The sequence below is a fragment of the Mycoplana sp. 10N416 genome (genome assembly GCF_056394765.1).
Map to the genome: position 1 here is coordinate 563097 of NZ_JBFTIM010000001.1, position 25925 is coordinate 589021.

A 25925-nucleotide genomic window follows, 5' to 3' on the forward strand; every position below is an offset into this window, starting at 1 on the left:
CGCGACGCGCTTTAGGCGGGACGAAAGCGGCCAGGGAGATCGTGAGCTCCCGTCGTGGAACGTGAAATCTGCATGAAGCAAGACAAACCCCTGCGCCTGGTAATGCATATTGGTCCGCACAAGACCGCGACCACCTATATGCAGGCCAATTTCCATCACAACGCCGATCGGCTGCGGGAGCGGGGCTGGCTTTACCCGGTGATCGGCGAACGTGTCGGCATCGCCCATCACGACCTCTCCGACCATGAGGACCAGTTTCTGCAGCGCGAAGGCGCGGCCTATTCCGATTTTCTCAAGGTGCTCCAGAAGGCCGACCGGGAAGGTCTCGACATCCTTCTCTCGTCCGAGGGTTTCAGGCGCTGGAAAAAGCAGCATTTCCAGGCTGTTGCGGAGATCATCGGCAACCGCTCCCTGCAGCTCGTCTATACCCTGCGTGATCCGCTCGACACGATCTATTCGCTGTGGGCGCAGAAAGCCGGCATGGGGTCTGCGCCAAGCCTGCCCCAGTGGATGGAAAGACCGCTGCGAAACCCGTTGCGGGCAATCTACCTGAACCCGCTCAGGGAGATCCGGCCGGTGCTGGCGCTGCCGGGCGTGGATTACAGGGTGCTGCTCTACGAGGAGATCCGCAGGCAGAAGCTCGACATCTTCACCTACTTCCTTGAAACGATGCTCGATATCCATGACCTCAAGGCGACGAAGCCTTCGGTCAACGAGCGGCTGCCGATCGAGATGACGGAGTTCATCCGATTGCTGGCCAAGGAGAGCAGGTTTCCAACCGGAAAACCGAACAGCCGCAAGGCACTCCACATCGGCCAGGTCATGCGCTACCTGTTCACGCCCGAGGAAAAGGCGCGGATCGTCGATACAATGGCAAGCGAAGGTGCTTCCGCGCGCCGCACGCTCGCTGTGCCGCGTCAATCCGAGGATTTCCGCACCGTCGAAACGCGCCTGCTGAACACGTTGCGAAAGCATATGCATCCGCAACCGGCCGGCGATCGGATCTTTGGCGACCATACGGCGGAGTTCGTCCATTACGACGACGAAGAACTGCGCAGGATTCCGGCCGTGCAGGAACTGCTGCAAACCGCCCTCAAAAAGACCCGCAAGACCTATCCACCCCTTACCGCCATGAATATCGGCAAGCGTGCGCTGGTCGAATGGCGCAAGCTTCGGAAACGGGTTCGCTTCTGAGTGCGGTGCCCATCGCGTGAAGGATGACGCGGAGGGTGTGACGCAACGTCAGCCCTGCCGCCATCCGTCGAGGTAGCGGACCTCCTCGACGCCGGTGAAGCGGGCCAACCGGGCCAATTCCGCATCGAGGCGCTCCATTCGCCCCGCCGAGGATCTTACACCGGGTTCGAGCCAGAGCTTTCTGACCACGAGCTCGCCAGCCTTGCGGTCCGCCTTCATGTCGATGCGCCCGATCAGGCGATCGCCCTCAAGCAGCGGGAAGACGTAGTAGCCGTATTGCCGCTTCGGCTCCGGCACGAAGACCTCGATGCGATAGAAGAAGCCGAACAGCCGCTCCGTGCGGTTGCGATCACGGATGAGCGGGTCGAACGGCGAGAGCACCCGCAGCCGGGCCGGCGGTTCCGGCACGTCGCCGAGTGCTTCGGGGAAGTCGGCGAAGGCGTGGCAGGCGCGCGGTTTGCTGCCGTCGGCCAGCTCGACGCGGACTGGCCGAAGTTCGTCACGGTGAGCTTCGACCCAGCACCGCGCTTCGTCCGGTGAAACCAGGTCCCAGAACGCGGCAATCTCGCCATGGGTGGCAAAGCCGAGCCGCGACAGCGCGCTCCGGCACGCCCAGTCGACAAATGCATCATGATCGACCTCTGGTTCATGATGGTGCTGCGGCACCACCCGTTCGGCGAGATCGTAGACTTTCTGGAAGTTCTCCCGCCTGGCGATCGCGATCTTGCCCGTGCGCCAGAGGTATTCCAGCGCGGTCTTGTTCGGATGCCAGTTCCACCAGCCGCCGGATTCGTGGTCGGCAGACTTCAGTTCGCGCGACAGCACCGCACCATTCTCTTCGATCCTGCCGTAGGTCTCCTCGAAGCTCGTATCGAACCCCTCCCCCTGCCAGCGGCGCCAGCGTTCGAGAATGGCGCCATTCTCCCGCCGGAACTTGTGCTTCCAGTAGCGGTAGAAGGCGCTCGGAATGATCGAGGCGTCGTGCGTCCAGTTCTCGAACAGGTCGCCGTCCTTCTCCAGAAGGTCGGCCAGGTGCTCGCGGCGATAGGTCTGGTTGCGGGAAAAGAGAATCTGGTGGTGGGCGCGCTCGACCGTGGAGATGCTGTCGACCTGCACGAAACCGATGTCATGGATCAGCCGCAGCAGGCCATCCTTGCCGAGCAGGCGACCGGGCGGCGTGCAAAGCCCCTGCCTTGCCAGGAAGACGCGGCGGGCGTCAGCGTTTGTGACCAGATTCGTCATGTGTCATGATAGGCATATATTCCCACCTCTTCCAACCCGAATTCCTTTGCATGACGACCGGACAAGCGTTTCGGGTAACGCGTTCAGCCGGAGCAGGATTGGATCAGGCCCGATCCCCACGAAAGCATGCCCGGCCGAACGCTTCAAATCGACCCGGAAAGGCACTATAGCTCGCGCCACGTCACCGGCCCGGGAGTTCCCATTGGACATCGTTTTCAGCGACGCTTCGGCCAGCTTCGCCGGACAGACCGCGCTGCATTCCCTCTCGCTGAAGCTCAGCGAGCGCCGCATCGGCATCATCGGTCTGAACGGCTCCGGCAAGACGACCTTTGCGCGCTTGATCAACGGGCTGATCCGCCCGGCGTCCGGACGGGTGACGATCGGTGGCCTGGACACGGTGAAGGACGAGGAAGCGGCGCGCGGACGGGTGGGCTTCATTTTCCAGAACCCGCAGCATCAGATGATCCTGCCGGTTCTGGCCGAGGATATCGCCTTTGGCCTGAAGAACCGCGGACTGGCAAAGGACGAAATTTCCAGGCGCACGGAGGCCGTGCTGGAGCGCTTCGGCATCGCGCATCTGGCGAAGCGGCGCGTGCATGAGCTTTCCGGTGGAGAGAACCAGCTTGCCGCAATCGCCAGCGTTCTGGTGACGGGACCGGACGTGCTGATCCTCGACGAGCCGACGAACCAGTTGGACCTGAAGAACCGCGACATGATCGAACGCACCATCGCCACGCTCCCCGAACAGGCGATCGTGATCACCCACGACCTGCCGCTGCTCGACGGCTTCGACCGTGTGCTGCTCTTCCATCGGGGCCGGCTTGCGGCCGACACGACGCCAGCCGAAGCTGTCCGCACCTATCGGGAAATCGCCGCATGCTGACCGGCCTCGACATCGAGGGCGATACGCCGCTTCACCGTCTGTCTGGTCGGGCCAAGCTGATCCTGCTGTTCGCCGCGGCAATCGGATTGTTTCTTCTGGACGGCCCTTGGGTGTTGGCGGGCGGCGCCATTGTCGCTGCCGGATTATACGGCTCGACCGGCATTCCTCCTCGCGAGGCCTTTCGCCGGGTTCGCTTCGTGCTGTTCACCGTGATGCTCGTGGCATTGGCAAACTACCTCTTCCATTCGCTCGCAGACGCGCTTTCCGTGTTGTTCCGGCTCACCGCCCTGGTGCTGCTCGCCGCTGCGGTCACCGCCACCACGACGATCTCTGCGTTCATGGACGAGATCACGCGGCTGTTGCGCCCGCTCGAGCGCTTCGGCTTCGTTCGCGCCGCCGACGTCAGCCTGGCTGTCGGGCTGGTGCTGCGGTTTACGCCGGAAATCCTGGCGCGCTACACCGACATCCGCGACGCGCACCGGGCGCGTGGCCTGCGCGTGCGTCCGCTGGGAATTCTGCTGCCGCTGATCATCCTGACGCTGAAGGACGCGGATACGGTCGCCATGGCGATTGACGCCCGCGGGTTTCGCCGTCAATAACCCATATTAGCGGCTTGCAATTCTCGACATGCTGCCGAATTCGAAGCCCACGCCCTGCCGAACCGATCTTCGGCACGCCGCGCCTTTAGCCGGGAAGCCCTGCATGACCACCAGAGACATCGTCCTCGTCGCCCTCTTTGCTGCCATCATCGTCGTGCTCGGCATGCTGCCACCGATCACGCTCGGCTTCATTCCAGTTCCCATCACCGCACAATCGCTCGGCGTCATGCTGGCCGGCTGCATCCTTGGTGCCAAGCGTGGTGCGGCCGCCGTTCTGCTGGTCGTGCTTCTGGTGGCGATCGGCCTGCCGGTGCTGTCGGGCGGGCGCGGCGGACTTGCCGTCTTCGCCGGCCCCACTGCCGGCTATCTCGTCGGCTGGGTTGCGGGGGCCTATGTGACCGGACTGATCGCCGAGCGGCTTGTGCGCGAGGGACAGCCCGAGTTCCAGCAGTTCCTCGGCTTCCTCGTCGCTGCGGTCGTTGGCGGCATCGGCATCGTCTATCTGTTCGGCATCGCCTGGCTCTCCTACATGAGCGGCAAGGCATTCGTCGCAACGACGCTCGCCTCGCTCGTCTTCATCCCCGGCGATCTGATCAAGGCCTTCGTGGCGATGCTGGCCGGCCGTGCCGTGCTGGCCGGTTATCCGCTGCTGCCGGTCCGCACCTGATCCGCACTAATGGCGGGTGCCATTGGGGCCCGCCTACTGCAATTTGCACGGCTGTTGAAAAGCACGCCGCGTGCCCCCATTTCCCGTGGACCATATTCTACGCAGCGGATAGCCTCGGATCATGACGACGCTCCTCTTCGAAAGCCCGATTTTTCTCGAGCACAAGACACCCGAGGGGCATCCCGAGCGGCCCGACCGGCTGCGGGCGCTGAACCTTGCCCTTGAGCACGAGCGCTTCCAGTCGCTCGTTCGCAAGACGGCCGAGCAGGCAAACGAGGACTTCGTCCTCCTTGCCCATCCCGAGGCCCACCTGCGCGCCGTGATGAAGGAGATCCCCGAAGAGGGTATCAACCAGTTCGAGTCCGACACCTATGCCAGCCCTGCCAGTCTCCAGGCGGCGCTGACCGCGATCGGCGGCGCGATCTCGGCTGTCGACGCGGTGTTCTCCGGCGAGGCGGACAACGCCTTCATTGCCGCCCGGCCACCCGGCCATCACGCCGAGAAATCCAAGGCGATGGGCTTCTGCTTGTTCAACTCCGCGGCCATCGCTGCGCGTCACGCCCAAAGAGCGCATGGCGCCGAGCGCATCGCCATAGTCGACTGGGACGTTCACCACGGCAACGGCACGCAGGACATCTTCTGGGACGATCCGTCGGTGCTCTTCTGCTCCACCCATCAGATGCCGCTCTACCCCGGCACCGGTGCAAAGGACGAAATCGGCGCCGGCAACGTCGTCAACGCGCCGCTTTCGCCCGAGACCGGCAGCGACCATTTTCGCGAAGCCTTCAAGAGCCGCGTGCTGCCGCGGGTCGCCGAGTTCCGGCCCGACCTGATCGTCATCTCCGCAGGCTTCGACGCCCACCACCGCGACCCGCTGGCGCAACTCCACCTCGTCGCCGACGACTTCGACTGGGCGACGGCGAAGTTGATGGACGTTGCCGAACGGTCCGCATCGCACAGGGTGGTCAGCCTGCTTGAAGGCGGCTACGACCTCCAGGGGCTGGCCGAATCGGCCGCCTTGCATATCCACCGGCTGATGAGAGGCTGATCATGACCACATCGACCCCCATTGCGGACGTCTCTGCGCTTTCCTTCGAGCAGGCCGTGGAAGAGCTCGAGAGGATCGTGGCCGCGCTGGAACGCGGCGACGTCGCCCTCGACAAGTCGATCGAGATCTATGAACGCGGCGAAGCGCTCAAGAAGCACTGCGAGAAACTCCTCAACGCTGCCGAGAATCGAATCGAGAAGATCAGGCTCGACCGCGCTGGTAACCCACAGGGTGTCGAACCGCTCGATAACGGCTAACACCCCAAATGCCATCGGGTCACACAATCGTGACCCTGTGTCATCGCTTACCCCAGATACCTGGCCTGCATCCAACCCCGGCTGTCCGCAACAGCTGGGGTTTGACGTTTTGGCGTCTTTTCACACTTGTGATCAGAGCTCCCCGCTGGCCAATTTTGCCTCGGCGTTTTTGCATAGCCCAACATTTGGGGGTTGCCAAAATTGATGAGACAGACCAAGTAGGACCCACATAAGGAGCCACCTCATTAAATGGGGTCGCCTTATGCGCGTGCCGACGAAATGCTCGACGCACGCTCCAATAGAAATGCGACAGGCGAGACGTGACGAAGGGAAATGACGAGCATTATCAAGCGTTCATGGGTCTCCTCCCAACCCTGACATAGCGCGAAACACAGTTCTCTCCCTTCAAGCACTTGCCCCAATTCATTGCAGGCCTCTCATGCTGAACTATCCCTCCCCATCCGAACGCCGCCACACCGCTCGTGGCGGGAGCCGCGAAATCCTTGACCGGGTCGGCGACAAGTGGTCGCTGTCAGTCATCGAGACCCTCTGCGACGGCCCCTTGCGCTTCAACGAACTCAAGAAGCAGGTCGAGGGAATCTCCCAGCGCATGCTGACGCTGACGCTCCGGCACCTTGAGCGTGACGGCCTGGTGACGCGCACGATGTTCGCGACGATCCCGCCGCGCGTCGACTATGAGCTGACCCCTCTCGGCTTCAAGCTCCTCAAGCCGGTGACGGAACTGGTCGACTGGCTGCGGGAAAACAACGAGGAAATCGAGGCAGCGCAAAAATCCTTCGACCGGCAGACGGTCGCCGCCCCCCTGCCCTGAACACTGTGTTCACGCGGCAATCCCGCGTGACCACTTGCCACGACCGGCCGCCTCTTGTTCACTGTTCCCACATGTTTTGAAACGGAGTGCGCGACATGAGCTTCTTCCCCGGACCGGACCCTGTCGCAGGTGACGCTGCCGCCTGCGACGCCTTGGAACACCTGATCATTCCGCGCACCAGCGACCTCGGCGGCTTTGAAGTGCGCCGGGCGCTGCCAACGGCAAAACGCCGCCTTGTCGGACCCTTCATCTTTTTCGACCGGATGGGACCGGCCCTGTTCAGGGCCGGACAGGCGATCGACGTGCGGCCGCATCCGCATATCGGCCTTTCGACCGTCACCTATCTGTTCGACGGCGAAATCAAGCACCGCGATAGCTTGGGGACCGAAATGGTCATCCGCCCCGGCGACCTCAACCTGATGACGGCGGGCCGCGGCATCGTCCATTCGGAGCGCTCGCCAGAAAACGTCCGCGGCCATCCGCACAGCCTTTCGGGCCTCCAGACCTGGCTCGCCCTTCCCGACGGTCAAGAGGAAATCGACCCGGCCTTCATCCACACGACGCATGAGGAACTGCCGGTCTTTGCGTCCGACGGCGTTCAGGGCCGCGTGATCATCGGCCACTACGAAGGCCATCGTTCGCCGGTCAAGGCTCCCACCGACACGCTCTACACCGACCTGATGCTGGCGCCCGGTGCCAGCGCGCCACTGGCCGCCGACTGGGAAGAGCGCGCTATCTATGTGCTGTCCGGCGAACTCGACGTGGCCGGCGATCGGTTCGAGGCCGACCGGCTGCTGGTGTTTCGTCCCGGTGATGCCATCACGCTGAAGGCCGGCGCCGAAGGCTGTCACGTGGCACTGTTCGGCGGTGCGGCGCTCGGCTCGAAACGCCACATCTGGTGGAATTTCGTCTCCTCCTCGAAGGAACGAATCGAACAGGCCAAGCAGGAGTGGCGGACGGGGCGCTTCGATATCGTGCCGGGCGATGAGGAGGAATTCATCCCATTGCCAGAAGGCTGACGCTATGCGTGCCCCGACAAAGCCTTCTTGTCGTTCCACAAGCGCGTAATCCGGCGCTCGGCCGGTTTCCTTGTCGGCAAATAGCGCATAAGTTGGCGTGAAGGTTGCAAAGCGCCGCCGCATCGGCAATGACAGGCAGAACAGGACCATCGGCGCGGCCCGGCGAAGGCTCGGCCAGCCGGCGGTCGGCAAAAGGGCATCAAGAGTGAGACAATTGCCAGCGACCCCCCTGCTCGATCAGGTGAACACCCCGGCAGATCTGAAGAAGGTGGACGATCGCGACCTGCCGCAACTCGCCGCCGAACTGCGCGACGAGATGATCGATGCCGTATCCGTGACCGGCGGCCATCTCGGCGCTGGCCTCGGCGTGGTCGAGCTCACCATCGCCATCCATAAGGTTTTCGACACCCCGAAGGACCGGCTGATCTTCGACGTCGGCCATCAGTGCTACCCACACAAGATCCTGACTGGCCGGCGCGACCGGATCCGCACGCTGCGGCAGGAAGACGGCCTTTCCGGCTTCACCCGCCGCGCGGAGAGCGAGTACGACCCCTTCGGCGCAGCGCATTCTTCCACCTCGATCTCGGCCGGTCTCGGCATGGCGGTGGCGTCCGAGCTTTCGGGCGCAGACCGCAACGTGATCGCCATCATCGGCGACGGCGCCATGTCGGCCGGCATGGCCTATGAGGCGATGAACAATGCCGGGGCGCTCGACGCGCGCCTCATCGTCATCCTCAACGACAACGACATGTCGATCGCCCCGCCGACCGGCGCGATGAGCGCCTATCTGGCACGCCTGGCTTCCGGCCGCACCTACATGGGCATGCGCGAGCTCGGCAAGAAGATGACTGCCTATCTCGGCAAGTCGGTCGACCGCGCGATCACCCGCGCCGTGGAACACGCACGCGGCTACGTCACAGGCGGCACGTTGTTCGAGGAGATGGGCTTCTACCATATCGGCCCGATCGACGGCCATTCGTTCGAGCACCTGCTGCCGGTCCTGCGCAACGTCCGCGACAACGGCAAGGGCCCGGTGCTCATCCATGTGGTGACGCAGAAGGGCAAGGGCTATCCGCCGGCGGAAGCCGCCGCCGACAAGTACCACGGCGTCAACAAGTTTGACGTCATCACCGGCGCGCAGGCCAAGACCAAGCCGAACGCCCCCTCCTATACTTCCGTCTTTGCCGACGCGCTGATCCAGGAGGCCGGTTTCGACGACAAGATCGTCGGCATCACCGCCGCCATGCCGAACGGCACGGGTCTCGACAAGTTCGGCGGGATCTATCCGGCTCGCCTCTTCGACGTCGGGATCGCCGAGCAGCACGCGGTGACGTTCGCCGCCGGCCTTGCCGCTGAAGGCTACAAGCCGTTCGCGGCCCTCTATTCGACGTTCCTGCAGCGCGCCTACGACCAGGTCGTTCACGACGTAGCGATCCAGGGCCTGCCGGTTCGCTTCCCGATCGACCGCGCCGGCTTCGTCGGCGCCGACGGCCCGACCCACGCGGGATCGTTCGACACCACCTATCTCTCTTCGCTTCCAGGCTTCGTGGTCATGGCAGCCGCCGACGAGGCGGAACTGAAACACATGGTGCGAACAGCCGCCGCCTATGACGAGGGTCCGATCTCGTTCCGCTATCCGCGCGGCGAGGGCGTGGGCGTAGAAATGCCGGAGCGCGGCGAAATCCTGGAGATCGGCAAGGGCCGTCTCATCAAGCAGGGAACGAAGGTTGCGCTGCTTTCCTTCGGCACCCGCCTTGCGGACTGTCTGCTTGCGGCCGAAGACCTCGATGCCGCAGGCCTTTCCACCACCGTGGCCGACGCGCGTTTCGCAAAGCCGCTCGATCACGACCTGATCCGCCAGCTTGCCCGCCATCACGAGGTACTGGTGACGATCGAGGAAGGCGCGGTCGGCGGTTTCGGCAGCCATGTTCTGCAGTTCCTTGCCGTCGAAGGCCTGCTGGAAACCGGGCTGAAGGTGCGGCCGCTGGTGCTGCCCGACATCTGGATGGAGCAGGCGAAGCCGGAAAGCATGTATGCGAAGGCGGGGCTTGACCGCGCCGGCATCGTCACCACCGTCTTCAAGGCGCTCGGCCAGAAGGATATCGGCGTCGGCGTCGCCGGCTGATTTTCCTCTTCCGCTAGCCTCCACCGACTCAACGGACTTGCCTCCATGGCCGCAACACGCCATGAGAGGCGATGACCGACAAACCCGCCACATCCCAACGCCTCGACCAGCTTCTGGTGGCGCGCGGCCTGTTCGACAGCCGCTCGCGCGCCCGTGACGCGATCGACCGCGGCACCGTCCGTGTCGACGGCAAGGTCGCGACCAAGGCGGGCGCGACCGTCGGCCCTGATGCCTCGATCGAACTCGATGATCCGGCGCGCGCCTATGTATCGCGCGCAGCACTCAAGCTTGCTGCTGCCCTCGACCAATTCGGGCTCGATCCGACGGGGCTCGACTGTCTCGACATCGGCGCCTCCACCGGCGGCTTCACGGAAGTGCTGTTGCAACGGGGTGCGCATCATGTCGTGGCCGTCGATGTCGGCCACGGTCAGATGCATCCCCGCATCGCGCAGGACACGCGCGTGACCAACCTCGAGGGGCTGAACGCTCGCGTGCTGTCGGCAGCGGAGGTCGGCGAACGCGTGATCGGCTGCGTCGTCTCGGACGTCTCCTTCATCTCGCTGAAACTGGCGCTGCCGCCGGCGCTTTCGCTGGCACGGCCCGGCGCCTTCTGCGTGCTGCTCGTCAAGCCGCAATTCGAGGCAGGACGCGAGGCGATCGGCAAGGGCGGCCTTCTCAAGGATCCCGCAACGGGGCCGGAGGTTGCCGCAACGCTCGAGCGTTGGCTTATTGAGGAGATGGGCTGGAGCAGCCTTGGCATCATCCCCTCCCCGATTGCCGGCGGCGACGGCAACCAGGAATATCTTCTCGCAGGACGCAAACCATGAGCACCGAAACGGTCACGATCAACAGGCTCGGCAGCGGCGGCGACGGCATTACCGCCGGTCCGGATGGCCCCGTCTACGTCCCCTTCACGCTTCCCGGTGAAACCGTGGCGATCGCCCGGGTAAAGAACCACGGGACGGTTATGTCGACCTCCGTCGCCTCGCCCGACCGGATCGCCCCGGCCTGCCACCATTTCGGCCCTGACGGCAAGAACGGCGCCTGCGGCGGCTGTTCGCTGCAGCACGCCGGCGACGGGCTCTATCACGCCTACAAGCGCGGCCTCGTGGTGGACGCGCTCAAGTCCAAGGGACTGACGCCCGACGTGGCGCCGCTCGTCATCGCCCGCCCCGGTGAGCGGAGGCGGATGGTCTTCACCACCCGCAAGACCGAGAAAGGCATGCTGCTCGGCTTCAACCAGGCATCCAGCCACCACATCGTCGACATCGACGAGTGCCCGATCAGCAGCCCGGGCATTGTTTCGAGGCTGGATGCGATCCGCACGGTCGCCGACGCATTGGCGACCGACAGCCAGGGCTTCCGGCTGACCGTGCTCGAAACGCTCAGCGGTCTCGATCTCGCCTTCGAGGGGATCCGCAAGATCGGCGACAAGCAGCGCCGCGCCGTCACCGAATGCGTGCTCGCCCTGCGTGGCATCGCCCGCGTGTCCAACGACGGTGAGATCCTGATCGAGCCGCAGAAGCCACAGATCGACTTTAATGGGGTGCCAGTCATCCCACCGGCCGGTGGCTTCACCCAGGCAACAATCCAGGCCGAAGAGGCAATGGCCGCCCTCGTGCTTGACCACATCGGCAAGGCAAAGCGCGTCGCCGACCTCTTCTCCGGGTCAGGAACCTTTGCCCTTCGGATCGCCCGGACGGCTCGCGTTCACGCCGTCGAAGGCGACGAGAAGGCCTTGAAGGCGCTGGATCATGCCGCTCGCCACGCGCAGGGGCTGAAACCGGTGACGATCGAGAAGCGCGACCTGTTCCGCCGTCCGCTGATGGCCTCGGAACTGAAGGTGTTCGACGCCGTCGTCTTCGATCCGCCACGGGCGGGTGCCGAAGACCAATGTCGGGAACTTGCCCGTTCGGGCGTGAAGAAGGTCGCCGCTGTCTCCTGCAATCCGGTGACGCTCGCCCGCGATCTCTCCATCCTCGTTGCCGCCGGCTACCGGATCACCGGCGTGACGCCGATCGACCAGTTCCTCTGGTCGTCGCATGTGGAGGCGGTAGCGACGCTGGAGAAGTAGGCGGGAGAGGATTGCCGCCGGGTATTGCGAGGCGGTGACGAGATCGCCTTCCACGCGATGGCGGAGCATCGAATGCAGGTTCCTTTCGGCCCCGGGGATGATATGGATTCGCGACACCTGAACGGAGCCTGCGAATGCGTGTCCTTGCCCTATGCTCGCTCCTGCTGCTGTCGTCCTGCATGACCCGGATCCCGGAGGAAGTCCTTGACGCCGACTGGTGCCGGGAGATGGCTGCGGCAAAGGCCCAGGCGACCGGTACCGGGCGAGAGAACCTGGCCGCGGCAATGATCAAGCATGATTGCAAGGAAAAGCTCGCCGCCGGGTGACAGGCCGGGGACGCGCTTCTGATGCCAAATCAACACGGATGGTTGGACGCCTTACGCGATGGCGGTGATCTCGAGTTCTTGCTCGCCGACGCTGGCGGCATCGCCGATCGCCTTGCCGATGAGAACCCTGGCCACGGGAGACACATAGGAGATCGAACCGGCTTTCGGATCGGCTTCGTCCTCGCCGACGATCCGGTACGTCTGGACGCGGCCGTCGTCACGGGCAAACGTCACCGTGCTCCCGAACGCGACGATCTCGGACGACGTCGGGTCGGGAACGAGTTCAGCCGTCCGGACCCTTTCGGTGAAGTAGCGCAGATCGCGCAATGGGCCGGCCGTTTGCCGGCGCCGTTCGTTCACGTCTTCGATCGTGTTGGCCGCATGGTAGGCTTCGCGTGCCTGTTGAAGCTGCAATTCCAGGGCTTTCAGCCCCGCTTCCGTGACGAGATTCGGGTGCGGCGAAACCGGGCGGTCGGGCAACAGGGTTTCCGCAGCCGTTTCGGCACTCTCTTCCTTGACGAAGGCAACGCTCAATTTCTCGAACTCCATTTCAACGCGATGCACTTTGCAGCGCGCGTGACCACCGATCCGACGTTTGTCTGAACCGTGGATCGGATGACAATAGACGAACTGGCCAACTTGTTCCAACGGGCGGTGAACGCCCAGCCTGCTACTTCTTCGCCATGAAGGCCTCGAAGGCAGCGCGGGCCTCGGCGCTGCGCAGCCGCACCGCGAAATGATGCGCCTCCTCGTCGATCCGGCCGGCGATCTCCTCGCGATTGCCGCGAAGCAGTTCGCGTGCGGCCCGCAAGGCCTCCGGCGGCTTGGCTGTCAGGCGCCTCGCAATCTCCATCGCTTCGGCTTCGACCGCGTCCATGACTTTCCAGATCAAGCCGGCGGCATGGGCCTCCTCGGCGGAAAAACTCTCACCGGCGACGAGCAGGGCGAAGGCACGCTGGTGGCCCATCAGCCGCGGCGCGATCAGGCTGGAGGCGGCCTCCGGCACGAGCGCGAGATCGACGAACGGGGCCTTGAACAGCGACCGCGGCGAGGCAACGGTCATGTCGCAATGCAGGTGGATAGTCGTGCCGATGCCGATCGCAAGACCGTCCACACCGGAGATCAGCGGCTTGGTGTGGGCGGCAAGCGCGTGCAGGAAATCGACGACCTCCCGCCCCATCGTGCCCCCCACGGCAAAGGCCAGGAATTCGGCCATGTCGTTGCCGGCGGAAAAGCAGCCCTCCGACCCGAGCAGCAGCGTGACCCGGATCGACGGGTCGACGTCGGCGGCGCGCAACGCATCCGTCATCGTGTGGTACATCGCGCGGGTGATCGCGTTCTTCTTCTCCGGGCGGTTCAGGCGGATCACCTGTACGCCGGGCAGCGTCTCGGGACGATCGATCAGGATGTGGTCGCTCATCTCTCTTCTCTCCTCAGCCGAAAACCGCGCGCGCCGCCGCAAGGCTTGCAGCGCCGTTCACCACCCGATCCCTCAACGCCGCGGTCTCGGCAATGAGATTCTCCGCAGCGAAGCGGCACAGCGCGGTGCGCTCCTTCCCGCGGCCGTCGCCGGCGTCGGCCAACGCCCCCTTGGCCAGGTAGACACCTGTCAGGACAAGGCCGAAGAGACGCTGATAAGGCGTTGCGCCCGCGAGTGCCTCCGCCTGGCGGCCATCCGCCAGCGCCTCGCCGAGCCAGGCGGTAGCGGCCTCGAGATCGGTGAGACTCGACGCAAGCCGGGAGGCGGTTTCGCCGAAGGCCGGGTCGTCGGAAGCGGCCACGGCGCGCGCGATCGCCTTCAGTTCCTCGATGAAACCCTTGATCTGTGTGCCGTCCGAGAGCGGCAGCTTGCGGGTGACGAGGTCGATCGCCTGGATGCCGTTCGTGCCCTCGTAGATCGGCGCGATGCGGGCATCGCGATAAAGACGGGCAGCCCCCGTCTCCTCGATGAAGCCCATCCCGCCGTGAACCTGGATGCCGAGGGAGGCGACGTCGACGCCGGCATCGGTGGCGCAGCTCTTGGCGATCGGCGTCAGCAGGCTCGCCCGCTCGGCCCAGTGCCGCGCCTCCTCGCCTGAAGTGACATGCGACATGTCGACCGCGTAGGCGCAGGCATAGGCGATGGCGCGCGCTCCCTGCGTCAGCGCCTTCATGGTCAAAAGCATGCGGGCGACGTCCGGGTGCTCGATGATCGGGCTCATCCCCTCTCCCTGCCAGCCCGGCGCCCTGCCCTGGGTGCGCTCCCTGGCATAGGCGATCGCCTTTTGCGTCGCGGCTTCGGCGATCGCCACCCCCTGCATGCCGACGGCAAGGCGCGCATTGTTCATCATGGTGAACATGCAGGCGAGGCCCTTGTTCTCCTCGCCGACGAGCCAGCCGATCGCCCCAGGCTCCTCGCTGAACCGGCCGTCGCCATAGATCATCGTGCAGGTCGGCGAGGCGTGGATGCCGAGCTTGTGCTCGATCGAGTGGCAGAACACGTCGTTGCGGCCGCCAAGCGATCCATCGGCATTGACCAGGAATTTCGGAACGAGGAACAGCGAGATGCCGCGCGTTCCCGCCGGCGCATCCGGCAGGCGCGCCAGCACGAGATGGACGATGTTGTCGGTGAAATCGTGCTCGCCGTAGGTGATGAAGATCTTCTGGCCGAAGATGCGGTAGGTGCCGTCGTCACGCCGCTCGGCGCGCGTCTTCATCACGCCGAGATCCGAGCCGGCCTGCGGCTCGGTGAGGTTCATCGATCCCATCCATTCGCCGGAAACCATTTTGGGCAGATAGGTCTGCTTCAACGCGTCCGATCCATGTGCGGAGAGGGCTTCGATTGCGCCGATCGTCAGCGTCGGGCCGATGGCAAAGGCCATCGAGCCGCTGTTCCACATCTCCATCGTCGCGACATGAAGCATGTGCGGCAGTCCCTGCCCACCGAACTCGCGCTGTGCCGTCAGGGAGTTCCAGCCACCTTCCGCCCAGGCCCGGTAGAGCGCGGGCCAGCCTTCTGGCGTGGCGACGTGGCCATCCCGCAGGACGGCACCTTGGCGATCACCGGTTTCAGCCCGCGGCGCGATCTCGTCGCTGGCGAAACGCGCCGCTTCCAGGAGGATCGCGTCGACCAGGTCGCCAGACAATTCGCCGAACCGGCCTTCGTCCAATGCGGCCTCGAGGCCGGCCACGTGGCGAAGCGTGAACGCGATCTGATCGACCGGTGCCTTGTACATGGTGACCTCCACTAATTCGTCATGCGGACGCTTCGACCGGAAACATGGCGGTCGAACGGGGCCGGCGCAATGCGCGGCAGAGTATTTCTTTTTACGTAAACGTCAACGCAAAGCCCCGCTCAATGGCCGTGTCGATCTCGCCCTCTAGCAGAAAAGACCCATTCGCACTTTTCAACGGATCTCACGTGTGTAGATTAGAAACACCTTTCGGAAATGTAAGGCAGGGGGAATTTTTCATCTCGCGCACAACAAGGACCGGCATGGACGCCGCGGCTCCCGTCGTTCCGGGAATCAACCGCAGCACCGGGCGGTAAAGCCAGGCCCTGTTAACGTCTTGCTAACCATGTCGACGGCACCATCCGGGGCGGAGGGGCAGAAGCGGGGATCGAAGCATGACGACGATGAAGAGACTGGCCGCCGCCGGTGCGCTCCTCTTGGCCATGCCCGGCGCACTCTCAGCGACCGACCTGGAGCCCTGGAGAAAGCCGGAAAACGCTATCGTCGTCGATGCCTACGAGCTGAACGAGATCGATTGGCCGCTGATGCTGACCGACAAACGCATCGTCGGCTTCATCTCCAAGGCATCCGACGGTCTGCCGGAGAGCTTTAATTGCAAGGGCGATCACGACGGCGACACGGTCGCGCACTGCAAGACGATGTGGCGCAAGTACGCGGTCAGCCGGGAACTCTACGAGACGCGGAGACTGCTGGCCAAGGCCCAGGGCCTTTTGTGGGGCGCCTATCATCTCGCGCGTCCCGGAAATCCCGTCGACCAGGCCAACCACTTCCTCGACTACGCCAAGCCTCAACCGGGCGAGATGATGGTGCTCGATATCGAAGGCGTCGACCCGGAGCAGTACATGTCGCTCGCCGACGCGCAGGTCTTCGCCGGCCACATCCGCGCGCGCACCGGACGTTACCCCGTTCTCTACACCAACCACTCGACGGCAAGATACATCGCCGCGAACCGCGACAAGTACCGCATCCTTTCGCGTCTGCCGCTGTGGTACGCGCGTTACAAACCAGGCATCCAAGCCGTCTTCCCACTCGGCAACTGGGACAATTATGCGCTCTGGCAGTTTTCCGCCGCCGCCAACTGCAACAAGCGGCGCTGTCCCTATCGCGTGAAGGGCACGCTGAACGACATCGACGTCAATGTTGCGCCGGTGAGCCGTTCGGAGTTGGTGAAGATCTGGGCCTTTGGCGATCTTTTGCCGGAAAAGCCGTTCGATGCTACCGACGAAATCCGGGTCGACGAGATCGTGACGGCCTCGATCAACCGCGGCGCGGCAGACGAAGAGCCCAAATCGATGCCGGTAAAAATTGCGGCAGAAACGATTGCGGGCGTTGTTGCGGCTGCCAGCGCGAGTGTGCAGAACAAGGATGGCGACGCCATCTCCGGAACGATTGCATCATCGGCGAACGGCGAACCCACGGCCGCGGAAGGCGCGGTTACACCCGCCGCGGCGCATCCAGGCACGGATCCGGTAACGCCGCTGAACTATCAGAACTATTAAGCAAATTCCGATCAGAAACGACGGCAAGGTTGTCGCGGCCCGCCCGGGCGGTCGAGCACACGGCCTGACCGGCCTTGCGCAGTCCGTCCGTCGATTGTGTTCCGCGTAAGGGTGGTGTTAACCATAACAACGCATGATCCTCCTCCAAAAGCGTCGCCTCCCGGAGTACCCTCGTGCAGCCTACGCCGAAATTTAAGTATTACGACGCCACCGCCCTCAAGCGCGCGCAAGGCAGGCAGTCACTCGCCCATACCGAGTTTCTTCGAACCGGAAAGCTGGAAACGCGTGGCGACTGGAAGCGGACCGACAAGCGGTACATGAGCTACCCGGAGGTTGCCGAGCAGACCGGCCGGAAACTGGAGAAGGCAGGCACCCTCACCCATGAGCGCATCAATGGCTTCCACCGAGCGATCCGCTTTCCAAAGCTGATCTTCCACCGCACTCTCGCCTCGATGCCTCATCTCGGCTATTGCCACGTCACTGTTTCCAAGACGAGGCTTGCCAAGCAAGAAGACGTCCAGTGGTCGTTCTACATGGCCAACTTCTATGCGGAGATTGGCGACGGCGAACGGTTCTTCGAGGCGATCAGCCCAAAATTCTCGCGCATGTACTTCGCCGTGGCGACATGCCCGGCGAAGAGCGGCGACCGGCTGGAGATCAACCGAACGGTCGGCGACGACGGAGTGCTGTTCCACACCCATGACGCGAAGCTGGCGATGAAGAGCGTGCTGATGCTCGGTGCCCGCAACGAGGAACTGCGCAAGGTCATCCGCGCGATCTGAGCGTCGGCCTGCGCAACCATCTGAAGACGCGCTAGCGGACGACCGGACCGTTTGCCTTCTTCCAGGCGGCCATCCCGCCCTCGATGTGGCAGGCGTTGGTCAGCCCGGCATCCTGGGCGGCCTCGACCGCCATGGCCGAGCGTTCGCCGAAGGCGCAGTAAAAGACGATTCGCCGACCGGTCGTGGCGGCGAGTTCATGCAGCATCCCGCCAGCGCCGACGTTCTCCTGCAGATCCGGATAAGGCGCGTGGAGCGAGCCAGGGATGGTTCCGTGCTTTTGACGCTCGGCCGTCTCGCGCAGGTCGACGATCACGACTTCCCTGCTGTTGCGCAACGCCAATGCCTCTGCCGCCGTTACCGCCCAGCCCTTCCGGGCGATCTCTTCCTGATGGAGGCCGACCCGCATGTTGGCCGGAACGGCCACGTCCATCATCTTCGGATTGGGCAGGTGCAAATTGTTCATCACGTCGACGTATTCGTCGACGGAGCCGACCCTCAGCCTGGGATTGAACCGCTTCTCCTCACCGATGGTCGAGACCGTGTCGCCCTTGTAGTCGTGCGCCGGATAGACCAGCGTTTCCTCCGGCAGCTTGAGCAGCTTGTTGAAGATGGAGTCGTATTGCTGCCGCGGATCGCCGTTCTGGAAATCGGTCCGCCCGGTGCCGCGGATCAGCAGCGTGTCGCCGGTGAACACACGCCCGCCCATCAGGAAGGAGTAGGAATCGTCGGTGTGGCCGGGCGTGTAGAGTACGTCGAGGCTCAGGCCCTCGATAGCGATCCGGTCGCCTTCGGAAACACGCATGGAGACGACATCGGCTGCCGTCTGCTCGCCCATCACCGTTATGCAATGGGTGCGGTCGCGCAACGCGCCGAGGCCGGTCACGTGATCGGCATGGAGGTGAGTGTCAACCGCCTTGACGAGCTTGAGATCCAGTTCCTCCACCAGAAGCAGGTATCGTTCGACCTTTTCAAGCACCGGGTCGATGATAAGCGCCTCGCCTCCCGACCGGCTGGCGATGAGATAGGTGTAGGTGCCGGAGACACTGTCGAAGAGTTGGCGGAAAATCATCGGCACCCTCCATCAACCGTTCACCGTACCGGGACGCCGGGACGGCGCCTGCCTCACGTCCCCGGCTGCGGCACGATCCGGATGTACGGCTTGGGCGCACGCCAGCCATCGGGATATTGTTTCCGCGCGTCATCGTCGGATACGGAGCCGGCAATGATCACGTCCTCGCCCTGCTTCCAGTTGACCGGGGTCGCAACCTTGTGCTGCGCCGTCAGTTGCAACGAGTCGATCACCCGCAGCACCTCGTCGAAATTGCGACCCGTGGTCATCGGATAGACCAGGATCAGCTTGACCTTCTTGTCGGGGCCGATGACGAAGACGTTGCGCACGGTCTGGTTGTCGGCAGGTGTCCGTGTGGTGGGGTCGCCCGACACCGAGGCCGGCAACATGCCATAGAGCTTCGAGACGCTGAAATCGACGTCGGCGATCATCGGGAAATTGGGCGCATGCCCCTGCGTTTCCTCGATATCGCTCGCCCACCCGGCGTGACGATCGAGCGGATCGACGGAAAGGCCGATGATCTTGACCCCGCGCCGGTCGAATTCCGGCTTTATCTTCGCCATGTAGCCGAGTTCCGTGGTGCAAACCGGTGTGAAGTCCTTCGGGTGCGAGAACAGCACAGCCCAGGAATCACCGAGCCAGTCATGGAACCGGATCTCGCCTTCGGTCGTCTGCGCCTGGAAGTCCGGCGCCACATCGTTGATAGCAAGCGTCACCACACACCTCCCCGTCTTTCAAAGACGATGATCAGGGAACGAAGGCGCACAAGTTTGCACCAATCGCCACATTAGGCAACGCTAATGTTGGTTATCCGATACTACCAGAGCAAGAAGGCAATCAACGCGATCGATCGCGCAAAAGATGCACAAGGATCCGGAAGCGACCTAGCCGTTCTTGTATAGCATCCAATCCTTGCCGTCGGGCCCGCCGTCGTTGCCGCCGCGATGGACGACGAGGCGATTGCCGCCCGCCGCCTGTGCCTGCTGCAGCGCCTTATCGGCGAAGGTGACCAGATCGAAGGCATTTCCAATCCCGTCCACCATGCAGACACCGGCCGAGAATGTGAGGCAGCCGAGGTTGCGCGTCGTCTCGGGGTGTCGCAGTGGTGCTGCCGCAAAGGCCGAACGCAGCATCGCCAATAACCGGACGATCTCGTTTTCGTCGGACGTATAGAACAGGAAGCCGAAACGCAGCCCGTCGAAACGGCTGACGACGTCGGTCGCCGGCGTCGCTCGCTTCACCAGGGCGCCATAGTGGCGGATGAGGTAGTCGTTCAGCGCCTCGGCCTGAGCGGGCGAAAAGCGCTTTGAGACATCAACGTCGACGATGGCCAGGCCGCAGGACACCGGCAGTTCGGGATGGGCGTAGACCTTGGCGACCGCCTTGTTGAAGGCGCGGCGATTGCCCAGACCCGTCGCCGCATCGGCGAACTTGGTTGCCTCGAACGAAGCCAGGTCGCGCTGGATCGCGTCCATGTTTTCCGATTGCGCCGCGACGCTCGCCGCCATCGCGGCATTGCGGGTGGCCTGTTGTTCGGTCGCCTGGCGCAGCCGCTCGATTGACAGGCCAAGCGCGGAGGACGACTCCGGGCTATCGGCGGAGATCGCCTGCGATGCCTCTCCGATCAAACGGCCATAGTCGCTGAGCGAGATCTCCTCCTGCTGCAGCAACGCCATGAAGTTGGCCATCTCGTCGCGGACGGCGCCAGCCGAGCGTTGCAGCACGCCTTCTTCGTGATGGTGGGGGAGATACTTGCGGCCAAGCTCGTCCAGAGACGCTTGCGTCTTGAATTTGCCAAGAGCGACAAACTCGCGGACCAGATCAGGATTGGCGCCCGCATAGGCCTCGTAGACCAGTTCATAATTTCGCGGCAGCGCGTCGATGCCCATCTGGTGCATCGCTGTGGCGATACGCAAGGCAATGTCGTTCGTCGAGGATTTCCTCTGGTTCATGTTCATGCACCCACTCCCCTGTTCTGTCTGCATTACCAGCGATCGGTTACGAAGCATCTAACGCCGCGACGCCATTGGATGCGATTTTCCGCAAGCTCGTTCACCGTGTCCTTAAAACTTGGCATCCGGCCGTCAAAGGCTGTAAAGCGAGTGCCATCAAACGCAAAGAAGGGGCGAGATGGCAAAGGTCATCGACACGAGGACGGATCCCGAAGCAACCCTTGAGGAAGCAGTCGCGGTACTTGCGAGAGGCTTGCCGATCGCGATACCGACGGAAACGGTCTACGGCCTGGCGGCGGACGCGACCAATCCTGAGGCCATCGCCCGCATCTACGAAACCAAGGGACGGCCACGCTTCAATCCGCTGATATGCCACATGGCCGATCTTGAGATGGCCGAACGGTATGCCTGTTTTGATCCGCTGTCCCGCCAGATCGCCGAAGCGTTCTGGCCGGGTCCGCTGACGCTGGTCCTGCCGGTAAGGGCGAATACGTCCATTCATCCGCTCGTCTGTGCCGGGCTCGACACGGTGGGCATCCGCGTGCCCTCCGGCTTTGCCAATCGGTTGATTGCCGCGTTCGGACGGCCGCTCGCGGCACCGAGTGCGAACACGTCGGGGCGGATCAGCCCGACGAGCGCCGGGCACGTCAATGCCGATCTCGGCGACAGGATCGAACTGATCCTCGACGGCGGCGCGGCCAAAGTGGGACTGGAATCCACCATCCTGAAGGTGGTCGACGGTGCCGTCCACCTTCTTCGGCCCGGAGGGCTCGACGTCTCCGACGTCGAAAGGCTGACCGGCAGCAAGGTGATCCGGCAGAAGAGCGCCGGAGCGACGATCGAGGCGCCGGGCATGCTTGCCTCACACTATGCGCCGGCGGCGGGCGTGCGACTTAATGCCAGCCGCGTCGCTCCGGGCGAAGCGCTGATCCGCTTTGGAGGAACGGCACTGCCGGGCGAGGAAAGTGCGGCCATCGTGCTCGACCTGAGCCCGACCGGCGACCTGCGCGAGGCGGCCGCCAACCTTTTCGGCCATATGCAGAAGGCGGACGCGACCGGCGCCCGCTCGATCGCATTCTCGCCAATTCCCGCCACGGGCCTGGGTGAGGCAATCAATGACCGGCTCGAACGCGCAGCCGCCCCCAGGAGTTGAACGAGGACCGCCATGACTGCACTCCCGGCTGATCTGATTTCCCGCTTTTCCGCCATCACCGGCGAGAAATTTGCACTCACCGATGCGAGCGCAGTCGCCCCCTATCTGGTCGAGACGCGGGGAATCTTCCGCGGAACGACCCCGCTGGTGTTGCGACCGGGGAGCGTCGGCGAGATCTCCGAGATCCTCAAGCTCGCATCCGCGACCGGCACCGCAATCGTGCCGCAGGGCGGCAACACCGGACACGTGGCGGGGCAGATCCCGCGGGAGGGTGCTGCCGATGTCGTGCTCTCGCTTTCCCGCCTGAACCGCATCCGCGATGTCGACCCCGTCGGCAATGTCATCGTCGTCGACGCCGGATGCGTGCTGGCCGACATCCAGAAGGCGGCCGAGGCGGCCGGCCGGCTCTTTCCTCTCTCGCTGGGATCGGAAGGCACGTGCCAGATCGGCGGCAATCTCTCGAGCAATGCGGGCGGCACCGCGGTGCTCGCCTACGGCAACGCCCGCCAGCTCTGCCTCGGGCTGGAGGTGGTGCTGCCGACCGGCGAAGTATGGGACGGGCTGCGGCGCCTGAAGAAGGACAATACCGGCTACGACCTGCGCGACCTCTTCATCGGCGCCGAAGGCACGCTCGGCGTCATCACGGGAGCGGTCATGAAGCTTGTTCCCCGTCCCGCTGGGCACGAGGTGGCCTTTGCCGGATTGCGCTCCGTGGCCGATACGCTGGCGCTGTTCGAATTGGCTTCGCAGCGCTGCGGTGAGGCGCTGACCGGCTTCGAACTGATGCCCCGGATCGGAATCGACTTCGCGTCGCGGCACATCCCCGGCGTCCGCGACCCGCTGCAAACGCGCCACGACTGGTATGCCCTGATCGACGTCTCGACCTCGGTCTCGGGCGAGGCCGCTCGCGAGATGATCGAGGCGCTGCTCGCAGACGCCATTGAGAAGGAACTGGTCCAGGATGCCGTCATCGCTGCAAGCGGCGAGCAGCGGCGCGCGCTGTGGCACATGCGTGAAAGCCTGTCGCTGGCGCAACGGCCCGAAGGCGGATCGATCAAGCACGACGTCTCCGTCCCCGTCTCCAGCATTCCGGCCTTCATGGCGGAAGCGGACGATGCCGTAACTGCGATGATCCCGGGAGCGCGCATCTGCGCCTTCGGCCACATGGGCGACGGCAACATCCACTACAACATTTCCCAACCCGTCGGCGCAGACAAGCAGGCCTTTCTCGACCGGTGGAAGGACGTCAGCGCGGTCGTGCACGGCATCGTGCTGAAGCTTGGCGGCTCGATTTCCGCCGAGCACGGCATCGGCCAGTTGAAGCGCGACGAACTGGCCGAGATCCGCGCACCGATCGAAATCGACCTGATGCGCCGCATCAAGCACGCCTTCGATCCGGCCGGAATCATGAACCCGGACAAGGTGCTGCGGACAGGCCTCTGACCGGACGCAAGCCGTGGCGCCCAGTCGGCCTGGCTACCTCCCGCCGCTTCGCAATTGGGCCACACTCCACAGCGTGTCGGCGCTGATGTTTCCGCCACCACTGAGAACGGCAACGGCACCGGACGTCTCGCTGTAGTTCTCCAGGTCGTAGAGGACGGCGAACTTGGTGATCATCTTCGACACCTTTTCCGGATCTTGCAGATCCTTCAGGTCCATATAGCGCTTGATCAGTTCGGCCTGAGCATCGATGTCGGCGCCGCCGATCTCGTCGGGGAGACCATGGAGGGTCTTGAAGACCTGATACAGGGCGTCATCGGCGAGAATGTCGTAGGCGCTGGAGATCGAATTCACGCTGCGCTCGAAATAGAGTGCCAGACGAACACCCGCATTGTCTTCGCCCGCCTCGACCTCCATGGCCTGGCGGACGTAATAGTCGAGGGTCTGATAGATGCCGCGACGTGTCTGGATCGCTGTGTCATGCGGACGCTCCACCTGACCCGACGCACCGAAATTGAACGAGGCGGCGATGGTGCGGTAGCTGCGGTTGGGCTGCTGGTTGGCGAAGCTGTCCGGATCGTCGAGGTCGGAGGCAAAGATCTGCGCCATGAACCCTTCCGGGACAGTCTTCGGATCGATGTTGTTTGCCTCCAGGACGAAGTCGACGAGCCGCGAATTGGCAAGAAACTCCTTGAGCGATCCGATTGTCTGGATCTGCTCGGCGTAATATTTCGCCTCAGACTCCGCCTTCTTCTTGTCGTCTGCCGTGCCGAACCGGGACTTTTCGATCACATAGGCCTTGGAGACGATCTGGATCTCCGCCCCGGTCTGGGCCATGACGGGCACGTCGATGGCGCCCTTGTCGTCAAAATTGAAGGCCTTGGCCAATTCGAGATAGCGGCTGTCCTTCAGGCGGTACACATAACTCTTGGGATCGTTGAGGTCGCTCAACATGACCTGCTTGATCTTGTAGGCACTCTCGCTGCTCGGATTGAGACCGAAGGCATTGAGCGCGAGCTTGTAGATGCTCGGCGTCGTGAGGAATTCGTCGACGTTGGTGAGGAGCCCGGCCTTCACCTTGTATTCCCTGATGAGTTTCTCGTCGGCTGCATCGTCCGCGTCGTTGTAGCGGGTCATGTAGAGACGACCGGCCTCGGCGGTCTTTTCGGCGCTCTGCGCCTGATCGCCGGCCGCGAGCGTGCCGTCCGGCTGGAAGTTGAATGCCTTGGCCAGGGCGACATATCTCTCGTCGCCTTTGCCGACCGTATGGACATAGCTGCCCGGATCGTCCGGATCGCTGGTCAGGATGTTCTTGATCGTCGACGGCATGATGGTGACGCCGTTCAGATCGTAGGCAACCTTGATGTAATTCAGGACACGGGTGTCCTTAAGAAGCTCATCGACCGTGGTGGCGGTGGCAACGGCCTCCTCGAAGTGCGCCTTGGTCAAGAGGGCCGCGGCGGAGGTCACGCGCGGGGTGGAGAGCACATAGGCCTTGTTGGTGGCTGTCTTCTGCACCTCCGTCTGCGCCAGCGTGCCGGCCGGCAGGGTTCCGTCAATATTGAAATTGTAGGCAGCCGCCAGCGCCAGAAATTTCTCCGCCGAGGAGATCTGGGCATTCCAACCGGATATTTTCGACTTCAGCGCCGCCTTTGTCTGGGCGGACAGGTCGGGATCGGCAAGCTGCGCATTCGCAGCGGCGATCTTCGCCGTGTAGTCGACAATCGCTGCACCGAACGTCTGGTTCACATAGCTGTCGGGATCGTCGAGATCGCTCGTCAGCGCCCCGCGCACGGCCTGGTAGGAAAACGTGGCCGGGTCGATGCCGAAGGCCGTGAAGACGTAGGCCCTCATCCGCTCGTTCTGAAGCAACTGGTCGACCGTCGTGACCTTGTCGACGACGATGTTGTAGTAGCGCGTCTCTTCCTGCTGCACCTTGCCGGCGTTGTTTACCGTCGCCGTATAGAGCCCGATCACCTCATCCAACTGGGCATCCGACTGGGCAATCGCGGTTTCGCTCTGAAACGAAAAGGACTGCGCAAAGGTACGGTATTTGGTATCGGTCAGACGATTGACGAAGCTGTTGGAGTCGGCCAGATCGCTTTCCAGGACCTTGCGCATGAAAGCCTTGGCATAGGCCATCTCCTCCAGCCCATACGCCTTCACCGCATAATTGTAGAGCCGGTAATCATCCAGGAATTCGTCGATCGAGCCGACCTTGCCGATGTTCGCCTTATAGTACTCGGCCTCGCGCGCATTGATTGTCTGCTGCGAAACACGGTTCAGCGACGTCAGCAGATCCTTGGCGAAGAGATTATAGCTCGTATAGGTCGAAAGCATTGCAAGACTATCCCTTTTGCACCTTGCTGCAGCAGGCGGCGCACGCGTGCACCATTGCTTTTCCGAGCCTAGCCGGATTGCCTTGTCCGTGGCTGTCGAACCGACGCATTGACGAAACGGAAACCCTGACCAAGCGGCATTTTGCTAACCATCTGCCCGGGCAAAGTTTTCTTAACCGCGATTTTTAAGCG

At 63.4% G+C, this 25925-nt stretch carries 24 protein-coding genes; 16 read left to right on the forward strand and 8 right to left on the reverse strand.

From position 1 onward, the window contains the following. Positions 1–72 precede the first annotated feature (72 nt). Positions 73–1194, forward strand: coding sequence for a hypothetical protein (locus AC1DDS_RS02720; protein ID WP_477477473.1), 1122 nt, complete (start codon positions 73–75; stop codon positions 1192–1194). Positions 1195–1242: 48 nt separating this feature from the next. Here AC1DDS_RS02720 and AC1DDS_RS02725 read toward each other — a convergent pair whose 3' ends face one another. Next, the gene (locus AC1DDS_RS02725) at positions 1243–2436 is read right to left on the reverse strand and encodes a winged helix-turn-helix domain-containing protein (RefSeq protein ID WP_477477474.1); all 1194 of its coding nucleotides are present in this window, start codon (positions 2434–2436) and stop codon (positions 1243–1245) included. 202 nt (positions 2437–2638) lie between these two features. On the opposite strand from AC1DDS_RS02725, the gene AC1DDS_RS02730 reads away from it, so the two are divergent. From AC1DDS_RS02730 to AC1DDS_RS02780, 11 genes are all read left to right on the forward strand, one after another. Further along, the gene (locus tag AC1DDS_RS02730) at positions 2639–3319 is read left to right on the forward strand and encodes an energy-coupling factor ABC transporter ATP-binding protein (protein ID WP_477477475.1); all 681 of its coding nucleotides are present in this window, start codon (positions 2639–2641) and stop codon (positions 3317–3319) included. Further along, entirely contained in the window at positions 3313–3918 is a 606-nt protein-coding gene (locus tag AC1DDS_RS02735) for an energy-coupling factor transporter transmembrane component T family protein (protein WP_477477476.1), read from the forward strand. Before AC1DDS_RS02730 ends, AC1DDS_RS02735 begins: the two co-directional genes overlap by 7 nt. Positions 3919–4021: 103 nt before the next feature. Beyond that, complete coding sequence (locus AC1DDS_RS02740; RefSeq protein WP_477477477.1) at positions 4022–4585, forward strand: biotin transporter BioY; 564 nt, start codon at positions 4022–4024, stop codon at positions 4583–4585. Positions 4586–4706: 121 nt separating this feature from the next. Further along, on the forward strand, positions 4707–5633 hold the full coding sequence (locus tag AC1DDS_RS02745) for a histone deacetylase family protein (protein ID WP_477477478.1): 927 nt from the start codon (positions 4707–4709) through the stop codon (positions 5631–5633). Positions 5634–5635: 2 nt separating this feature from the next. After that, positions 5636–5890 carry an exodeoxyribonuclease VII small subunit gene (locus AC1DDS_RS02750; RefSeq protein ID WP_310414923.1) on the forward strand — a complete coding sequence of 85 codons (255 nt, stop codon included), beginning with the start codon at positions 5636–5638 and terminating at the stop codon, positions 5888–5890. A gap of 439 nt (positions 5891–6329) precedes the next feature. Further along, positions 6330–6722, forward strand: coding sequence for a winged helix-turn-helix transcriptional regulator (locus AC1DDS_RS02755; RefSeq protein WP_477477479.1), 393 nt, complete (start codon positions 6330–6332; stop codon positions 6720–6722). A 95-nt stretch (positions 6723–6817) separates the two neighbouring features. Next, on the forward strand, positions 6818–7741 hold the full coding sequence (locus AC1DDS_RS02760; protein ID WP_477477480.1) for a pirin family protein: 924 nt from the start codon (positions 6818–6820) through the stop codon (positions 7739–7741). A 205-nt stretch (positions 7742–7946) separates the two neighbouring features. Further along, positions 7947–9866 carry a 1-deoxy-D-xylulose-5-phosphate synthase gene (gene dxs / locus AC1DDS_RS02765; protein WP_477477481.1) on the forward strand — a complete coding sequence of 640 codons (1920 nt, stop codon included), beginning with the start codon at positions 7947–7949 and terminating at the stop codon, positions 9864–9866. A gap of 71 nt (positions 9867–9937) precedes the next feature. After that, positions 9938–10693 (forward strand): TlyA family RNA methyltransferase, encoded by a 756-nt coding sequence (locus tag AC1DDS_RS02770; protein WP_477477482.1) that lies wholly within the window; start codon positions 9938–9940, stop codon positions 10691–10693. Beyond that, on the forward strand, positions 10690–11940 hold the full coding sequence (locus AC1DDS_RS02775) for a class I SAM-dependent RNA methyltransferase (RefSeq protein WP_477477483.1): 1251 nt from the start codon (positions 10690–10692) through the stop codon (positions 11938–11940). Before AC1DDS_RS02770 ends, AC1DDS_RS02775 begins: the two co-directional genes overlap by 4 nt. 134 nt (positions 11941–12074) lie before the next feature. Further along, a complete protein-coding gene (locus AC1DDS_RS02780; protein ID WP_310414940.1) occupies positions 12075–12266 on the forward strand; it encodes a hypothetical protein in 192 nt (63 codons plus the stop codon). A gap of 51 nt (positions 12267–12317) precedes the next feature. Here the strand turns inward: AC1DDS_RS02780 and greA are convergent, their stop codons facing one another. From greA to AC1DDS_RS02795, 3 genes are all read right to left on the reverse strand, one after another. Continuing rightward, the gene (greA, locus tag AC1DDS_RS02785; RefSeq protein WP_477477484.1) at positions 12318–12800 is read right to left on the reverse strand and encodes a transcription elongation factor GreA; all 483 of its coding nucleotides are present in this window, start codon (positions 12798–12800) and stop codon (positions 12318–12320) included. A gap of 136 nt (positions 12801–12936) precedes the next feature. After that, positions 12937–13686, reverse strand: coding sequence for a crotonase/enoyl-CoA hydratase family protein (locus tag AC1DDS_RS02790; RefSeq protein ID WP_477477485.1), 750 nt, complete (start codon positions 13684–13686; stop codon positions 12937–12939). Between the two features lie 13 nt (positions 13687–13699). Next, entirely contained in the window at positions 13700–15481 is a 1782-nt protein-coding gene (locus AC1DDS_RS02795) for an acyl-CoA dehydrogenase (RefSeq protein WP_477477486.1), read from the reverse strand. Between the two features lie 440 nt (positions 15482–15921). On the opposite strand from AC1DDS_RS02795, the gene AC1DDS_RS02800 reads away from it, so the two are divergent. Then, a complete protein-coding gene (locus tag AC1DDS_RS02800; protein WP_477477752.1) occupies positions 15922–16998 on the forward strand; it encodes a glycoside hydrolase family 25 protein in 1077 nt (358 codons plus the stop codon). Between the two features lie 173 nt (positions 16999–17171). Then, complete coding sequence (locus AC1DDS_RS02805; RefSeq protein WP_310414952.1) at positions 17172–17780, forward strand: DUF6656 family protein; 609 nt, start codon at positions 17172–17174, stop codon at positions 17778–17780. Between the two features lie 31 nt (positions 17781–17811). On the opposite strand, the gene AC1DDS_RS02810 is transcribed toward AC1DDS_RS02805, so the two are convergent. The 3 genes from AC1DDS_RS02810 to AC1DDS_RS02820 all read right to left on the reverse strand — a co-directional run bounded on the left by AC1DDS_RS02810 (position 17812) and on the right by AC1DDS_RS02820 (position 20807). Further along, on the reverse strand, positions 17812–18849 hold the full coding sequence (locus AC1DDS_RS02810) for an MBL fold metallo-hydrolase (RefSeq protein ID WP_477477487.1): 1038 nt from the start codon (positions 18847–18849) through the stop codon (positions 17812–17814). A gap of 53 nt (positions 18850–18902) precedes the next feature. Continuing rightward, positions 18903–19565 carry a peroxiredoxin gene (locus tag AC1DDS_RS02815; RefSeq protein ID WP_477477488.1) on the reverse strand — a complete coding sequence of 221 codons (663 nt, stop codon included), beginning with the start codon at positions 19563–19565 and terminating at the stop codon, positions 18903–18905. Positions 19566–19733: 168 nt separating this feature from the next. Continuing rightward, entirely contained in the window at positions 19734–20807 is a 1074-nt protein-coding gene (locus AC1DDS_RS02820; RefSeq protein WP_477477489.1) for a diguanylate cyclase domain-containing protein, read from the reverse strand. A 172-nt stretch (positions 20808–20979) separates the two neighbouring features. On the opposite strand from AC1DDS_RS02820, the gene AC1DDS_RS02825 reads away from it, so the two are divergent. After that, positions 20980–21954 carry an L-threonylcarbamoyladenylate synthase gene (locus tag AC1DDS_RS02825; protein ID WP_477477490.1) on the forward strand — a complete coding sequence of 325 codons (975 nt, stop codon included), beginning with the start codon at positions 20980–20982 and terminating at the stop codon, positions 21952–21954. Between the two features lie 12 nt (positions 21955–21966). Further along, a complete protein-coding gene (locus AC1DDS_RS02830) occupies positions 21967–23397 on the forward strand; it encodes an FAD-binding oxidoreductase (RefSeq protein WP_477477491.1) in 1431 nt (476 codons plus the stop codon). 33 nt (positions 23398–23430) lie between these two features. On the opposite strand, the gene AC1DDS_RS02835 is transcribed toward AC1DDS_RS02830, so the two are convergent. Further along, a complete protein-coding gene (locus tag AC1DDS_RS02835) occupies positions 23431–25734 on the reverse strand; it encodes a DUF1217 domain-containing protein (protein WP_477477492.1) in 2304 nt (767 codons plus the stop codon). Between the last annotated feature and the right edge of the window lie 191 nt (positions 25735–25925).

Coding starts and splice junctions, on each gene's coding strand:
- AC1DDS_RS02720 (WP_477477473.1), top strand. CDS start 73: ATGAAGCAAGACAAACCCCTGCGCCTGGTAATGCATATTGGTCCGCAC.
- AC1DDS_RS02725 (WP_477477474.1), bottom strand. CDS start 2,436: ATGACGAATCTGGTCACAAACGCTGACGCCCGCCGCGTCTTCCTGGCA.
- AC1DDS_RS02735 (WP_477477476.1), top strand. CDS start 3,313: ATGCTGACCGGCCTCGACATCGAGGGCGATACGCCGCTTCACCGTCTG.
- AC1DDS_RS02740 (WP_477477477.1), top strand. CDS start 4,022: ATGACCACCAGAGACATCGTCCTCGTCGCCCTCTTTGCTGCCATCATC.
- AC1DDS_RS02745 (WP_477477478.1), top strand. CDS start 4,707: ATGACGACGCTCCTCTTCGAAAGCCCGATTTTTCTCGAGCACAAGACA.
- AC1DDS_RS02750 (WP_310414923.1), top strand. CDS start 5,636: ATGACCACATCGACCCCCATTGCGGACGTCTCTGCGCTTTCCTTCGAG.
- AC1DDS_RS02755 (WP_477477479.1), top strand. CDS start 6,330: ATGCTGAACTATCCCTCCCCATCCGAACGCCGCCACACCGCTCGTGGC.
- AC1DDS_RS02760 (WP_477477480.1), top strand. CDS start 6,818: ATGAGCTTCTTCCCCGGACCGGACCCTGTCGCAGGTGACGCTGCCGCC.
- AC1DDS_RS02770 (WP_477477482.1), top strand. CDS start 9,938: ATGACCGACAAACCCGCCACATCCCAACGCCTCGACCAGCTTCTGGTG.
- AC1DDS_RS02775 (WP_477477483.1), top strand. CDS start 10,690: ATGAGCACCGAAACGGTCACGATCAACAGGCTCGGCAGCGGCGGCGAC.
- AC1DDS_RS02780 (WP_310414940.1), top strand. CDS start 12,075: ATGCGTGTCCTTGCCCTATGCTCGCTCCTGCTGCTGTCGTCCTGCATG.
- AC1DDS_RS02790 (WP_477477485.1), bottom strand. CDS start 13,686: ATGAGCGACCACATCCTGATCGATCGTCCCGAGACGCTGCCCGGCGTA.
- AC1DDS_RS02795 (WP_477477486.1), bottom strand. CDS start 15,481: ATGTACAAGGCACCGGTCGATCAGATCGCGTTCACGCTTCGCCACGTG.
- AC1DDS_RS02800 (WP_477477752.1), top strand. CDS start 15,922: ATGCCCGGCGCACTCTCAGCGACCGACCTGGAGCCCTGGAGAAAGCCG.
- AC1DDS_RS02810 (WP_477477487.1), bottom strand. CDS start 18,849: ATGATTTTCCGCCAACTCTTCGACAGTGTCTCCGGCACCTACACCTAT.
- AC1DDS_RS02820 (WP_477477489.1), bottom strand. CDS start 20,807: ATGAACATGAACCAGAGGAAATCCTCGACGAACGACATTGCCTTGCGT.
- AC1DDS_RS02825 (WP_477477490.1), top strand. CDS start 20,980: ATGGCAAAGGTCATCGACACGAGGACGGATCCCGAAGCAACCCTTGAG.
- AC1DDS_RS02830 (WP_477477491.1), top strand. CDS start 21,967: ATGACTGCACTCCCGGCTGATCTGATTTCCCGCTTTTCCGCCATCACC.
- AC1DDS_RS02835 (WP_477477492.1), bottom strand. CDS start 25,734: ATGCTTTCGACCTATACGAGCTATAATCTCTTCGCCAAGGATCTGCTG.